This is a genomic window from Aeromonas sp. S13(2024) (assembly GCF_041402405.1).
Classification (GTDB): Bacteria; Pseudomonadota; Gammaproteobacteria; order Enterobacterales; family Aeromonadaceae; genus Aeromonas; species Aeromonas veronii.
The window spans coordinates 86,067-101,444 of sequence record NZ_JBGLRA010000010.1; the positions used below are offsets into that span (position 1 = coordinate 86,067).

At 59.3% G+C, this 15,378-nt stretch carries 10 protein-coding genes; 3 read left to right on the forward strand and 7 right to left on the reverse strand.

The window, feature by feature from the left end:
* Positions 1–170: 170 nt before the first annotated feature.
* Positions 171–2,432 (reverse strand): patatin-like phospholipase family protein, encoded by a 2,262-nt coding sequence (locus tag ACB042_RS14075; RefSeq protein ID WP_005355081.1) that lies wholly within the window; start codon positions 2,430–2,432, stop codon positions 171–173.
* 234 nt (positions 2,433–2,666) lie between these two features.
* Here ACB042_RS14075 and ACB042_RS14080 point away from each other — a divergent pair, with 234 nt between their 5' ends.
* A complete protein-coding gene (locus ACB042_RS14080; RefSeq protein WP_371178599.1) occupies positions 2,667–4,577 on the forward strand; it encodes a methyl-accepting chemotaxis protein in 1,911 nt (636 codons plus the stop codon).
* An 84-nt stretch (positions 4,578–4,661) separates the two neighbouring features.
* Here the strand turns inward: ACB042_RS14080 and ACB042_RS14085 are convergent, their stop codons facing one another.
* From ACB042_RS14085 to ampD, 6 genes are all read right to left on the reverse strand, one after another.
* Entirely contained in the window at positions 4,662–5,624 is a 963-nt protein-coding gene (locus ACB042_RS14085) for a sensor domain-containing diguanylate cyclase (protein ID WP_267512435.1), read from the reverse strand.
* Positions 5,625–5,748: 124 nt separating this feature from the next.
* Positions 5,749–7,176 carry a dihydrolipoyl dehydrogenase gene (gene lpdA, locus ACB042_RS14090; protein ID WP_005341659.1) on the reverse strand — a complete coding sequence of 476 codons (1,428 nt, stop codon included), beginning with the start codon at positions 7,174–7,176 and terminating at the stop codon, positions 5,749–5,751.
* 148 nt (positions 7,177–7,324) lie between these two features.
* On the reverse strand, positions 7,325–9,211 hold the full coding sequence (gene aceF / locus ACB042_RS14095; RefSeq protein WP_371178600.1) for a pyruvate dehydrogenase complex dihydrolipoyllysine-residue acetyltransferase: 1,887 nt from the start codon (positions 9,209–9,211) through the stop codon (positions 7,325–7,327).
* A gap of 119 nt (positions 9,212–9,330) precedes the next feature.
* Complete coding sequence (aceE, locus tag ACB042_RS14100; RefSeq protein ID WP_005355086.1) at positions 9,331–11,991, reverse strand: pyruvate dehydrogenase (acetyl-transferring), homodimeric type; 2,661 nt, start codon at positions 11,989–11,991, stop codon at positions 9,331–9,333.
* A 79-nt stretch (positions 11,992–12,070) separates the two neighbouring features.
* Complete coding sequence (pdhR, locus tag ACB042_RS14105) at positions 12,071–12,835, reverse strand: pyruvate dehydrogenase complex transcriptional repressor PdhR (protein ID WP_005336127.1); 765 nt, start codon at positions 12,833–12,835, stop codon at positions 12,071–12,073.
* A gap of 278 nt (positions 12,836–13,113) precedes the next feature.
* A complete protein-coding gene (gene ampD / locus ACB042_RS14110) occupies positions 13,114–13,689 on the reverse strand; it encodes a 1,6-anhydro-N-acetylmuramyl-L-alanine amidase AmpD (protein ID WP_149152026.1) in 576 nt (191 codons plus the stop codon).
* A 130-nt stretch (positions 13,690–13,819) separates the two neighbouring features.
* Between ampD and ACB042_RS14115 the strand changes: the two genes are divergently transcribed.
* Positions 13,820–14,290, forward strand: a complete 471-nt coding sequence (locus ACB042_RS14115) for a TIGR02281 family clan AA aspartic protease (protein ID WP_040068932.1) — start codon at positions 13,820–13,822, stop codon at positions 14,288–14,290.
* A gap of 3 nt (positions 14,291–14,293) precedes the next feature.
* Positions 14,294–15,157 carry a carboxylating nicotinate-nucleotide diphosphorylase gene (gene nadC / locus ACB042_RS14120; protein WP_371178601.1) on the forward strand — a complete coding sequence of 288 codons (864 nt, stop codon included), beginning with the start codon at positions 14,294–14,296 and terminating at the stop codon, positions 15,155–15,157.
* Positions 15,158–15,378: the final 221 nt, after the last annotated feature.

The following is a 15,378-nucleotide window of genomic DNA, read 5'->3' on the forward strand; positions in this document are numbered from 1 at the left end:
CGGGACACCCCGTAGGGTGCTCCCCACTATATAAGTTTTAACGACTAATTAAAATCCAAACCCTGTTTACTTATTCACCACAAAATCGTAACCAATTAAACAGACTGGTGTTTTTTGAAAATTAATTGAACGCCCTCAACCATAGTTAACAAATTGGCATCATTTCGGCATTATTCGAACGTACTGCCCAATTGCAGATAGAAGACGTCATTGCCCCCCTCCGCCATGCCGTAGCCGAGGAACACAGGGCCGAGGAAGCTCTCCACCCCGACATAAAGCGAACCGGCGGTAAACGAGCTCTCCAGACTGATATCCTCACCCTTGTTCCAGACCCCGCCCTGCTCCAGAGATCCACCCAGATAGAGCGGCATCTTGAGGGCACCAAAGTCATTATCTGCCACCCGATAGATGTAACGCAGGCCACCGAACAGGCTGTAGCGACCGCTCAGCTGGTAGCGTTGGAAACCGGAGAGGCGGAACAGCCCGCCCAGATCCTGAATATGCAGCGGCACCACCTCTTCACTGCCCGAGCCGCCCCCTTCGAGGATCAGGTTGAGGCTGTGCCTGTCCCATGACCAGGGCTTGATCATCGAGAGCTGATAATTCCAGCCTTCACTGCGGCCATCTGCTGACTCGAGTCCATCCACACTGACGTGGGAGTGGCCCAGTTTCATGTCCCATTTCATCCCCTGATAGGGGAAATAGCGGCTATCCAGATTGTCGTGTTCAAAGCGAACATAGGGGCCCCACGCCGTGGCATCCATCTCCAGCCCCTTGAAGTTCTTCACATCAATCGTGCCAAGTTGTCCCTCCAGCCCCATCGACAACCGGCTCCAGGGCTGGCGGTTCCAGCCCACCGCCAGATCGCCGCTGAAGAAGGAGTATTCGGAGTCGAGATAGCTTATCGAAACCGCCTCGGGATCCGGATTGGGGAAAAACAGGCGGCGCAGGGTCTGGTCATAGGCCAGACTCGCCTCACCATAGAAGGTCTGGGAGGGTTCGAGCGGGGTATAGAAGTCGGTCTTGATATGTTTGGCCGTGCCCAGCGACGCCTCGGTCAGCCACTCCGCCCCCCACTCGTTGACGTTGGTGAGGGTATAGGACATGCCGACGTTGTAGTTGGAGGTGTTCTCGAAGTCATCGGTGAAACCGAACTGGAAGTTGAGGTAGCCCGGCCCCCAGTTCTTCTCGCTGGCATCCACCAGCAGCACGTTCTCCCCGTCACGCTCCTCCACCTCGTAGGTGATGCGATCGAACGACTCCAGCGCGTAGAGGCGGCGAATGCCCGCTTCCAGACTCTCATTGGTCTGCACCTTGTCCGGCCGCACTTTCAGCATGGCGCGCACCGTCTCGTCGGAGAGGCGCGACTTGTTGATGATCTCCACCTTGTCGATGAAGTAGGCGGGCTGACCGCTACGCTCGGCACGGCGGCTCAGCTTCTGGTTGCGATAGGCGTTGTACTGCGCCTTGGTGAGCGACAGTTTATCGAGTTGCAGCGACACCTTGTCAGCCGCCGTCTCACCGATCTTGATCCCCTCCGGCATCCGGGCAAAGTCGGCGATCCCCATATCGCCAAACTCGGGGGCGATCAGAATATCCTTCGGTCCCATCAGCGCCTTCTGCTTGTCGGTGCCTACCTGGGTCATGTAGGTGGTGAGCTGGTCAATCATGGCCAACCCTGACTTGAGGGACTCCCGGGTACGCAGCTTGGCACCGATATCCACCGCGATCACCACGTCGGCCCCCATCGCCTTGGCGACATCCACCGGCATGTTGTTGACGCTGCCGCCGTCCGCCAGGATGTGCCCCTCCCACTCCACCGGCTTGAGGGCACCGGGAATGGACATGGAGGCCTGCATCGCCTTGGCCAGGCTGCCGTGATCCAGCACAAAGGGGGTGACCGTCTCCATGTCGGTCGCCATGGCGCGGTAGGGAATGGGGAGATCGTCGAAGCTCTCCTGCACCGGCAGGTTGGAGGTGGCACCCCGCAGCAGGCTGGCCATGGATTGGCCCTGGAAGAAACCGTCCGGCAGCTGGGTGGTGTCACCATTCACCCCTATGTCGGTGCGCAGCTGATACTGCTCGTTCTGCTGCTTTTTGCGCAGCGACAGTTCGTCGCGACCCACCTTGTCCTGATAGCCCTTGTTCCAGTCGATGGCCAGGGTGGTGCGCTCCACCTCCTCGGCACTGAGCCCCATGGCATACATCCCCGCCACATAAGAGCCCATGCTGGTACCGACTATGATGTCGACCGGAATCCGTTTCTGCTCCAGCACCTTGAGGATGCCGATATGGGCAGACCCCTTGGCACCGCCGCCGCTGAGCACCACCGCAATTTTCGGGCGATCCCCCTGTGCCGCCACAGCCAGCAGCGGGCAGGCCGCCAGCATCACCAAAAGCAGACGGGTCCATCCCGCACCTAAGCTGCGCATCATATTTTCCATATTATTCAGAGGGTCAGTCACCAAGGATGGCCTCTACTATAAGGGGCCCGGCAGTTAGCGCAACCGTCAATCCGCATCCCGCCTGTGCAGCATGCCGACGGGGCACGCCGCCGCCCCTGTGAGCGCAAACGTAATCCGCAAATAAAGGGCTGCAAGCCTCATGGGTAGCGCCGCGCTGCCGCTAATATGAGCGTCGTCAATCTCAACCTTTTGAGCACCTTTATGCTGGCAACCCTCACTCTTAAACAGAAAATACTGGCTACGGTCACCCTGGCCGTGGTCGTCTCCTGCCTGCTGGTAGGCTACTTCAGTCAACGCTCGGCCCAGCAACTGATCGAAAACCGGATGTTCGAGCAGGAGCTCCCCAACCTGACCCAGCGGATCAGCAAGGAGATTGAACAGGATCTCCACGGCATCGCCCAGGCTGCCCGCCAACTGGCCACCGACCGCTTCATCCTCGACTGGGTGGATCGGGGCATGCCCAAAGAGCAGGAGCCAATCCTCATCAACCAGCTCAAGGATGTGGCCAACCAGTATGGTCTGGTGACCGCCTCCTTCGCCGATCGCCAGAGTGCCGCCTACTACAACCAGGATGGCTTTCTGCGCAACCTGACCCCCACGCAAGACGCCTGGTTCTATGACTACACCAAGAGCCAGAAGGAGATGACCCTCAGCATCTTCCGCGAGAGCAACGGCGAGGTGAAGCTGTTCGTCAACTTCCAGCAGGTCAACGGGCGCGGGCTGGCGGGCTTTGCCAAATCCCTCGACACCATGGTGACCATGGTCTCCAACTTCCGGCTGGAAGAGAGCGGCATCGTCTTTATGGTCGATGGCAGCGGCAAGGTGAAGCTGCACCCCGAGGCCAACCGCATCGAGCGTGACACGCTTAGCAACATTGCCAGCGGAGATACCGGCAGCCTGCTGGCCAAACGCCCCTTTGCCGTCATCAACGCCGAAGTCAATGGCGAGCCCATGGTACTGGCCAGCAGCTATATCCCGCTGCTCGACTGGTATCTGGTGGCCCAGGTGCCAGAAGCCGAGATCTATGCCGAGCTGGATCAGACCCGCAACGAGATCCTGATGATCTCGCTGGTGATTGCGCTGGCCATGGGGCTGATGGGGATGTTGCTGGCAGGCTCGGTCAGCCGCCCGCTCAACGAGCTGGCCCGCCTGTTCAAGGAGTTGGGCAGCGGCGATGGGGATCTCACCCAACGCCTCAAGGTGGAAGGACGTGACGAGCTGAGTCAGGTCGCCACCGGTTTCAACAACTTCGTCGCCAAGATCCACGGCTCCATCGAGCAGGTGGCGGAGAACTCCCGCCAGCTCGCGGCCACCGCCAACGAGGTGGCCAACAAGGCGCAGCTGACCCAGCACAACTGTACTGCCCAGCGTGACCGCACCGTGCAGGTGGCCACCGCTATTCACGAAATGGGGGCCACGGTGAGCGAGATCGCCGGTAACGCTTCGCTGGCAGCCGAAGTAGCCAGACAGGCCAACGATCAGGCCGATGCGGGTGCGGTAGTGGTGGCGCAGGCGCGCCACGGCATCGTCGACCTCTCCGGCGAGATTGAGCAGGTGGCAGGGGTTATCGAGTCGCTGGCGAGCCAGACCGACTCCATCGGCAGCATCCTCGAAACCATCCGCAGCATCTCGGAGCAGACCAACCTGCTGGCACTGAACGCCGCCATTGAGGCCGCTCGCGCCGGTGAACAGGGTCGCGGTTTCGCCGTGGTGGCAGATGAGGTGCGTAACCTCGCCAACCGCTCCGCCGCCTCGACCGCCGAGATCCAGGGGATGATCAACCGCTTGCAGGAGCAGAGTGCCCGCGCGGTCAGCGCCATGGCTCAGGGGCGCAACCAGAGTCTGGAGGTGGTGAGCCAGGCCGATGAGGCCAACGCCGCCCTCGGCCAGATCACTGCCCACATCACCCAGATCAACGACATGAATATCCAGGTCGCCACCGCCACCGAGGAGCAGTCCAGCGTGGTCGGCGAGATCAACCGCAACGTGGAAGATATCAACCAGCTCACCATGGAGACCGCCGATATCGCCCACCAGCTGACCGAATCGAGCCGCAGCCTGCAGCAGCTCTCTGGTCAGCTGGACAAGCTGGTCGGCAACTTCCGGCTCTAACCAGCACCTTGAACGTAGTCATCAACAACAGAGAGCGCCGTGGCGCTCTCTGTTGTTTTGGTGGCGGCTAATCCGGCATAGCAGTCAGCCCTTGCCATCCCGTTTGCGCTGATACATCAGCTCATCTGCACGGGTGAGCAGCTCGGCCAGGGAGACACAGCCACGCCCGTCATAGCAGACAATCCCGGTGCTGCAGGTCAGCGCATAGCCGCAACCACTGTGCTGATTGTGCTCGGCCAAGATGGCATTAAAACGCTCATAGGCCAGTTGCGCCTGCGCCTCCACCACATTGGGCAGCAGGACGGCGAACTCATCGCCGCCCATGCGGGCAAACACATCGGCGCCACGAAAAGCCTGCTTGAGCAGAGTGGCAAAGGCGATCAGGGCCCGATCCCCTTCTGCATGCCCCCACCGATCGTTGATCCCCTTGAAGCCATTGAGATCCAGATAGAGCAGTGCCAATGGCATCTGCAAGCGACTGGCCAGCGAGAGGCTCTTCTCCGCCAGCATCACGAACCCGCGCCGATTGGAGATCAGGGTCAACTCATCAATGGTGGCCAGCTGCACCGCTTCGAGCTCCCGCACCACCATCGCCGCCAGATCCTTGAGCAACCCCACATCCTCCTCGCTCAATTCCCGCGGCACCGTATCTATGATGCAGAGCGTCCCCAGTTTGCAGCCGTTGGCGATCCGCAATGGCTGTCCGGCATAAAAGCGGATGCCGGGCCCGCCTACCACCAGCGGATTGTCGGCAAAGCGGGGATCCTGCGAAGCATCCGGCACGATAAAGGTCTCATTGCCCATGATGGCGTGGCCACAGAACGAAATGTCCCGGGCGGTCTCGCGGACCTCCAGTCCGATACAGGATTTGAACCACTGGCGATCTTCATCCACCAGACTCACCAGCGCGATGGGGACATTGAACACCCGTCGGGCCATGCGGGTCAGCCGGTCAAACCGCTCCTCAGCCTCGGAATCCAGCAAAGAGAGCCGCCGCAGGGTCTCCAACCGCAATGCCTCATCGGGTGGAATGGGTGCTTCTAGCATCGTGCCTCTCTCATCAGTGCCAAAACCTATCTTTAGCATATTGGGCTTTGTCGAAGTCGGGGCAGCAAGGAGAAAACAAAAAGCCGCTCATTCGAGCGGCTTTTTAGACAAGCGGGGAAGAAAATTACTTTTTCTTCTTGGCCTTGGCGTTCGGCAGGTCGGTGATGGAGCCTTCGAACACTTCGGCAGCCAGACCCACGGACTCGTGCAGAGTCGGGTGAGCGTGGATGGTCAGCGCGATATCTTCAGCGTCAGCACCCATTTCGATGGCCAGACCGATTTCACCCAGCAGTTCACCACCGTTGGTACCCACGATGGCACCACCGATGACGCGGCCGCTCTCCTTGTCGAAGATCAGCTTGGTCATACCGTCGGAACAGTCGGACGCGATGGCGCGACCGGAAGCAGCCCACGGGAAGGTAGCGACTTCGAAGTTCAGGCCCTGTTGCTTGGCTTCCTTCTCGGTCAGACCAACCCATGCCATCTCTGGCTCGGTGTAGGCGATGGACGGGATCACTTTCGGGTCGAAGTAGTGCTTCTTGCCGGCGATAACTTCGGCGGCAACGTGACCTTCGTGAACACCTTTGTGTGCCAGCATCGGCTGGCCAACGATGTCACCGATGGCGTGGATGTGCGCCACGTTGGTACGCAGCTGCTTGTCCACCTCGATGAAACCGCGCTCGGTCACGGCAACGCCAGCTTTCTCGGCATCCAGCATCTTGCCATTCGGCACACGACCTACGGCAACCAGCACGTTGTCGTAACGAACCGGCTCGGCCGGAGCGTGCTTGCCTTCATAGGAGACGTACAGGCCGTCTTCGCGCGCTTCAACTGCGGTGACCTTGGTCTCCAGCATGATGTTGAATTTCTTGGCGACGCGCTTGGTATAGATCTTGACGATGTCTTTGTCGGCAGCCGGAACCAGCTGGTCGGCAAATTCCACCACGTCGATCTCGGAACCCAGAGAGGAGTAAACGGTACCCATCTCCAGACCGATGATGCCGCCACCGATAACCAGCAGTTTGCCGGGAACGGTTTTCAGCTCCAGCGCATCGGTAGAGTCCCATACGCGGGGGTCATCGTGGGGGATGAACGGCAGCTTCACCGGACGGGAACCGGCCGCGATGATGGCGTTGTCGAAGGTCACGGTCGTCTTGCCGTCTTCCCCGGTCACTTCGAGCGTGTTCGGGCCGGTAAATTTACCCAAGCCGTTAACAACCTGAACTTTACGCATCTTGGCCATGCCAGCCAGACCGCCGGTCAGCTGGTTGATAACCTTCTCTTTCCACAGACGGATCTTGTCGATGTCGGTCTGCGGTGCACCGAAGACGATGCCGTGCTCGGCCAGCGCCTTGGCTTCTTCAATCACTTTGGCAACGTGCAGCAGAGCCTTGGAGGGGATGCAGCCCACGTTCAGGCAGACGCCACCCAGGGTGGAGTAACGCTCGACGATAATAGTATCCAGACCCAGATCGGCTGCACGGAAAGCAGCGGAATAACCGGCAGGGCCAGCACCCAGTACTACGACCTGGGTTTTGATTTCTTTACTCATCATGACCTCTTTGTCGTTCTTATATCCCCGGACAGCGCAGTCTTATACCGAAACGGGTGGCTGCAGCCGTGAAAAAAACGGGGCAAGTTTACGATCATGTTAATGAAATGAGAAGTAAAAAGGGCAGGCTCTGGGCCCGCCCTCTCACTTACAGGACCAGTCGACGAATGTCGGACAGCACGCCGTTCATGGTGGTGATGAAGCGAGCCCCATCGGCACCATCGATCACGCGGTGGTCGTAGCTCAGAGCCAGCGGCAGCATCAGGCGCGGCGCGAACTCTTTGCCGTTCCACTTCGGCTTCATCTCGGACTTGGAAACACCGAGGATGGCCACTTCCGGCGCGTTGACGATCGGGGTAAAGCTGGTACCGCCGATGCCACCCAGGCTGGAGATGGTGAAGCAACCGCCCTGCATGTCGGCAGCGGTCAGCTTGCCGGCACGGGCCTTCTTGGAGATCTCGGCCAGATCGCGAGACAGCTCCATGATGCCCTTCTTGTTAACATCGCGCACCACGGGCACAACCAGACCGTTGGGGGTATCCACCGCCACACCGATGTGGATGTACTTCTTCATGATCAGCTTGCTGCCATCTTCGGACAGGGAGCTGCAGAAACGCGGGTGAGCTTCCAGCGCCTTGGCGGCCGCTTTCAGGATGAACACCAGCGGGGTGATCTTCACATCCGACTTCTGCTTCTCGAGCATCGCGTTCTGCTCTTTGCGGAACGCTTCCAGCTCGGTGGTATCGGCTTCGTCGAACTGGGTGACATGAGGGATCATGACCCAGTTGCGGTGCAGGTTCGGACCGGAGATCTTCTGGATGCGGGTCAGATCGACCTCTTCCACATCACCGAACTTGCTGAAATCGACCTTCGGCCACGCCAGCACGCTCATGCCGTTGCCAGTGCCGGTACCGGCAGCCGGAGCGGACTCGGCGCGCTTGATGGCATCCTTCACGTAGGCTTGTACGTCTTCTTTGACGATGCGGCCCTTGCGACCGGAGGCTTTTACCTTGGCCAGGTTGACGCCAAACTCGCGCGCCAGACGGCGTACTGCCGGGGAAGCGTGCACGTAAGCGTCGTTGGCAACGAAATCGGTCGCAGCGGCAGCGGCCTGGGCAACCGGTGCCGGTGCAGTGGCAACGGGGACTGCAGCAACCGAAGCGGCAGCTTGAGCAACCGGCGCGGCGGCAGGCGCAGCGCCAGCCACTTCGAATACCATGATCAGAGAACCGGTGGAGACCTTGTCACCCGCCTTTACCTTGATCTCTTTGACCACACCAGCGAACGGCGCAGGCACTTCCATGGAGGCCTTGTCACCTTCCACGGCGATCAGGGACTGGTCGGCTTCAACCTTGTCACCCACCGCAACCATGATCTCGGTGACTTCCACTTCGTCACCACCGATATCCGGTACGTTGACCTCTTTGGCAGCAGCGGCAACCGGGGCAGCAGCCACGGGCGCGGCAGCTTGAGCCGGAGCAGCAACGGCAGCAGGCGCAGCGCCAGCCACTTCAAAGACCATCACCAGGGAACCGGTAGAGACCTTGGCACCAGCGGCAACCTTGATCTCGACTACGCGGCCTGCGAACGGAGCCGGTACTTCCATGGAGGCCTTGTCACCTTCCACGGCAATGATGGACTGCTCGGCTTCAACCATGTCGCCCACGGCAACCATGATTTCAGTCACGTCCACTTCGTCGTCACCGATGTCCGGTACGTGCACATCTTTGCGCACGGCAGCGGCAGGTGCGGCGGCCGGAGCAGCAGCAACCGGTACAGCCACTTCAGCAGGGGCAGCAGCGCCTTCGGCTTCGAAGATCATGATCTGGGAACCGGTGGCAACCTTGTCGCCCACCTTGATCAGGATCTCTTTGACAATACCGGCAGACGGGGCCGGTACTTCCATGGAGGCCTTGTCGCCTTCTACCGCGATGATGGACTGGTCCAGCTCGACCTTGTCACCCACGGCCACCATGATCTCGGTGACTTCAACTTCATCGGCGCCGATATCCGGCACCATAATCTGTTTGGACATTGTGCTTTATCCTCTTGCGTCGATCCGCGTGGCTGGCTGATGCCGCCACGCACATCTCGCGTTAACCGTTTTAAATCCTGGCAAGGTCGCGCCTCATGACGGCGCGACCCTTGATCCACTTACGCGTACAGCGGGTTGACCTTGTCGGCATCGATGCCGTACTTGGCGATGGCGTCGGCCACAACCTGCTTGTCTACCTCGCCGCGCTTGGCCAGTTCGGTCAGAGCAGCAACCACCACGTAGAACTCGTTCACTTCGAAGTGACGACGCAGGTTGGCACGGCTGTCGGAACGGCCGTAACCGTCGGTACCCAGCACGCGGTAGTTCTCGGTCGGAACGAAGGCGCGAACCTGATCGGCGAAGGACTTCATGTAGTCGGTCGCAGCGATAGTGGCTTCGGAACCCAGTACCTGAGCGATGTACGGTACGCGAGCTTCGGCAGTCGGGTGCAGCATGTTCCAGCGATCCGCGTCCTGACCGTCACGGGCCAGCTCGTTGAAGGAGGTGACGCTGAACACATCGGAACCGATGCCGTACTCGCTGGCCAGGATCTGGGCAGCCTTGCGCACGTGACCCAGGATGGAACCACAACCCAGCAGCTGAACTTTCGCCTTGGCACCGGCGACGGATTCCAGCTTGTAGATACCCTTGCGGATGCCTTCCTCGGCGCCTTCCGGCATGGCCGGCATGGCGTAGTTCTCGTTCAGGGTGGTGATGTAGTAGAACACGTTCTCCGGGTTCTCACCGTACATGCGGCGCAAGCCGTCCTGTACGATCACCGCCACTTCATAGGCGTAGGACGGGTCGTAGGAGATGCAGTTCGGGATGGTGTTCGCCAGGATGTGGCTGTGACCATCTTCGTGCTGCAGACCTTCGCCGTTCAGGGTAGTACGACCGGAGGTTGCACCCAGCAGGAAGCCACGGGCTTGCTGGTCACCGGCTGCCCACGCCATGTCGCCGATCCGCTGGAAGCCGAACATGGAGTAGTAGATGTAGAACGGGATCATCGGGCAATCGTTGGTGCTGTAAGAGGTCGCAGCAGCCAGCCAGGAGGACATGGCGCCCAGCTCGTTGATACCGTCTTGCAGAACCTGACCCTGCTTGTCTTCCTTGTAGTAGGAGACGATGTCGCGGTCTTGCGGGGTGTACTGCTGACCGTGCGGGCTGTAGATACCGATCTGGCGGAACAGACCTTCCATACCGAAGGTACGGGCTTCGTCAGCCAGGATCGGCACGATGCGCTTGCCGATGGACTTGTCTTTCAGCATCACGTTCAGGGAACGCACGAACGCCATGGTGGTGGAGATTTCGCGCGCCTGCTCACCCAGCAGCGGGCCGAAGGCATCCAGTGCCGGAATTTCCAGCTTGGTGGTGCTTTCGCGCAGACGGGTCGGCACATAGCCTTTCAGGGCAGTGCGACGGTCGTGCAGGTATTTGTGCTCGGCAGAACCAGCTTCGATCTTCAAGTAAGGCAGATCGGCCAGCTGCTCGTCGGCCACCGGCAGGTTGAAGCGGTCACGCAGGTGACGCACGGAGTCCAGCTCCATCTTCTTGACCTGGTGAGCGATGTTCTTGCCTTCGGCCGCTTCACCCATGCCGTAACCCTTGATGGTCTTGGCCAGAATAACGGTCGGCTTGCCCTTGGTCTGGGTCGCCTTGTTGAATGCGGCGAACAGTTTGCGAGGATCGTGACCACCGCGGTTCAGGGCGAAGATCTCCTCGTCGGTCATGTCTTTGACCAGCGCGGCAGTTTCCGGATAACGGTTGAAGAAGTGCTCGCGGATGTAGCCACCATCGCGGGACTTCATGGTTTGGTAGTCACCGTCCACGGTCTCGTTCATCAGCTGGATCAGCTTGCCGGAAGTGTCTTTCTTCAGCAGCTCATCCCACTTGCGACCCCAGATCACCTTGGTCACGTCCCAACCGGCGCCAGCGAACAGGCCTTCCAGCTCGTTGATGACCTTGCCGTTACCGACAACCGGACCATCCAGACGCTGCAGGTTGCAGTTAACCACAAACACCAGGTTGTCGAGCTTTTCACGCACGGCAACGGTCAGGGCACCTTTGGCTTCCGGCTCGTCCATCTCGCCGTCACCCAGGAAGGCGTAAACGGTCTGCTCGGAGCAATCCTTGATGCCACGGTCGGTCAGGTACTTCAGGAAGCGAGCCTGATAGATGGCGGCGATGGGGCCCAGACCCATGGATACGGTCGGGAACTGCCAGAAGTCCGGCATCAGTTTCGGGTGCGGATAGGAAGGGATACCCTTGCCGTCCACTTCCTGACGGAAGTTGTCCAGCTGCTCTTCGGTCAGACGACCTTCAGCAAAGGCGCGAGCATAGATGCCCGGGGAGATGTGACCCTGGAAGTAGACCAGATCGCCACCATCCTTCTCGTTGCGAGCACGGAAGAAGTGGTTGAAGCAGACATCATAGATGGTCGCAGAAGAAGCGAAGGAAGACATGTGACCACCCAGGTCCAGGTCTTTCTTGGACGCGCGCAGCACGATCATCATGGCGTTCCAGCGGATGATGGCGCGAATGCGGCGTTCCATCTCCAGGTCACCCGGGTAGTCCGGCTCGTCGCTGGACGGGATGGTGTTGATGTAATCGCGATTTGCCTTGGCAGCCACGTCCACACCGCTTACGCGGGCTTTCTCGGCCAACTGTTCAAGGATGAACTGAGCGCGTTGCGGACCCTCTTCACGCAGCAGGGATTCCAGAGAGGCAAGCCACTCCAGCGTTTCTATCGGGTCCACATCGTTCTTCAGGATATCAGACATGGCTGGTTCCTATGTTGTTGTGATTGCACGGCATTGCACGGCGAAGGGCGCAAGCATTCGACAATAAAGCCTTGTGGGATTAGTTTTCCTGCTGACGGATCCGACGCATGGATCGCTGGATCCGGCTGTCTTCCCTCTGCATATCCAACAAGGTGTCCTCGATAAAGGCCAGATGCTCATGACAAGCTGTTCTGGCCCGCTCCGGAGCCCCCGAAAGAATAGCCTCGATCAGATTCGCGCGATGGCGACGTATCTTGGCTACCACTCCCGGGCGGCGATTCAAAATCTCGTTATTCTGCAGAATGTTCTGTTCGAGCATAGGGCTCATGGCCCGTAGCAGGTGCAGCAGCACCACGTTGTGGGACGCCTCGGCCACCGCCAGATAGAACTGGGTGACGGCTGCCGATTCGGCCACTAGCGAGCCCAGCTGGCCCGCCTCTTCGATGGTGGTTTGCACCTGACGAATGCGCTCGAAATCAGACCCGGTTCCCCGCAAGGCCGCGTAGTAGGCACAGATGCCTTCCAGCGCGTGGCGAAACTCCAGCAGGTCATACTGGGCTTCCGGGTGGGTACTGAGCAGTTCGAACAGAGGATCGGCGATCCCCTTGCTCAGGGCATTCTGCACATAAGTGCCGCCGCCCTGACGGCGATAAAGCAATCCGCGCGCTTCCAGTCGCTGGATGGCTTCGCGCAAGGAGGGGCGCGATACCTGAAACTGGATGGCGAGTTCCCGCTCGGGAGGCAATTTCTGCCCCGGTTGCAGGCTGCCTTCCAGAATCATCTGTTCCAGCTCGGCGACAATGGAGTCGGCCAACTTGGGTTGCGTAATCTTGCGATAGGGCATGAGGCTACTTTGTTAAATTGGTATTACCAATTTTATGGATGGGGCGAAAATTAGCAGAGGCCTTTTGAAAAGTCCACTCAAAAGATGATCTGAGTCAAGAATCGACCCCACCACTTAAGAGGTAAAGCAGGGGAAACATGATTTAGCTCATAGAAAATGGTCTGACCAATATTCTTGACCGCGCTCACAAATAACATTTGCGCAACCAGAGACAAAAATGGCCTGCCAGATAGGCAAGCCATTGATTTTAAAATCCAAACTAAATTTGAATATTTACTTTAGCTGTTTAGTAACTGACGGTAGTAATCCCACTGGAAACTGGCACCGGGATCCGTCTTGCGCCCTGGTGCGATATCGCAATGGCCGACAATTTTTTCGTGGGTAATCGCCGGATAGCGCTCCGAGATAGCTCGGGTGAGCCCCGCCAGCGCCCGGTATTGAGCCTCGGTATAGGGGGTTTCGTCAGTCCCTTCCAGCTCGATGCCAATGGAGAAGTCATTACATGCCTCCCTCCCCTGCCAGCTCGAGACACCCGCATGCCAGGCGCGCGCGCCAAACGGTACATACTGCACCAGCTCGCCATCACGGCGGATCAGGCAGTGTGCCGAAACCCGCAGCTGATGGATACCGGCAAAATAGGGATGAGCCTCAGGGTCGAGTCGTCCCATAAAGAGATCGTCGATAAAGGGGCCGCCGAACTCCCCCGGCGGCAGGCTGATGCCATGCACCACCAGCAGGGAGATATCATCCGGCGAGACCCGTTCATTATGGTGAGGAGAAGGCACCCGGCGCGCCTGCTGGCACCAGCCAGCGGCATCGATAGAGAAACAAGGTTGCGAAGCGAGTTGGGTCATCGGCTACTCGAGTTGGCTGATAAATGGCGAGAAAACGAAGATACCTGATAGGCAACCCGACACCAACTCACTGAATCAAAGGGAAATGGTATGTTAGGCTGAGTCATCTTCCGCTCGATATGGATGGGGTATGCAGCACACGGCACGCTGGATGTGGTTACTGGCCTGGCTCTCTTTGATGGGCCTGCTGACCCTCTATTTTCACTCCCGCAACCAACCAAGCGTCACCGCCAGCGGCGAGCTGTTGTTGCGGGCCGACCAGAGCGGCCACTATCGTCTGGAGGGTGCCATCAACGGCCAGCCGGTGCAACTGCTGCTCGATACCGGCGCCACCCGGATCACCATCCCGCAGCAGGTTGCCGAGCGGCTCGGCCTGACCGCTCACGGCAGCAGCCAGGTCAATACCGCTGCGGGGCAGATCCGGGTCGGCAACGGCACCATCGAAACGCTGGCGATGGGGCCATTGACCTTGTACGATCTGGCCATCTTTATCAATCCGGCGGCAGACGGTGACGAAGTGCTGGTTGGCATGAACGCCCTCGGTCGGCTGGAGCTGGTTCAAAAGGAGCGGCAACTGCTGCTCAGACCCTTGCAGGAATAAGGCATGTTTCAACAGGATGTCAGCCGCGCCGTGCGCGCCGCACTACTCGAAGATCTGGGCGATGCCCTCACCACACTGGACCAACCGGACGCCAGCGCCGATATCACAGCCCAGCTGATCCCGGCGGATCGGATGGCCACTGCCCGGGTCATCACCCGCGAAGCCGGCGTATTCTGCGGCCAGCCCTGGGTCGATGAAGTGTTCGTACAACTCGGCGGCGACGTGAAGGTGGAATGGAAGGTGCAGGATGGGGAAGTGCTCTCCCCCAATCAGGAGCTGTTTCGCCTCCATGGCCCTGCCCGCCTGCTGCTGACCGGCGAGCGCAATGCGCTGAACTTTGTCCAGACCCTCTCCGGCGTCGCCACCCTCACCGCCCGCTATGTGGCAGAGCTGGAGGGCACTGACTGCCGCCTGCTCGACACCCGCAAGACCATCCCGGGGCTGCGCACCGCCCAGAAGTACGCGGTCACCTGTGGCGGCGGCAAAAACCACCGCATCGGGCTCTATGACGCCTATCTCATCAAAGAGAACCACATCCTCGCCTGTGGCGGCATTGCCGAGGCGATTAATGAGGCTCGTCATCTCAATCCGGGCAAACCGGTGGAGGTGGAAGTGGAATCACTGGCAGAACTCGAACAGGCGCTGGCGGCAAAGGCCGATATTGTGATGCTCGACAACTTCGACGTGACCATGATGCAGGAAGCGGTCGCCATCAATCAGGGCCGCGCCAAGCTGGAAGTCTCCGGCAATGTGACGCTGGACACCCTGGCCGAGTTTGCCGCCACCGGTGTCGATTTTATCTCGGTCGGGGCGCTGACCAAGCATGTACGGGCGCTCGATCTCTCCATGCGCTTTATCCAGCAGTGAGATTCACCCCGCAGGCCTGAGCAAATACTCGACCTAAGCGGATAAACAACTTGCAAAAGGCGCCATGGGCGCCTTTTCTTTATGCAAGATCCCTCAGCAAAGGAGTGTAATGACGGACCCGCTTTCACCCGTAACAAAGAGTCATAAGAAGCCACTTATTTTATGACTCGCATCAAGTTTTTGGTAAATGACATGAAAGTAGTTAACAAAGGCAGCAATCT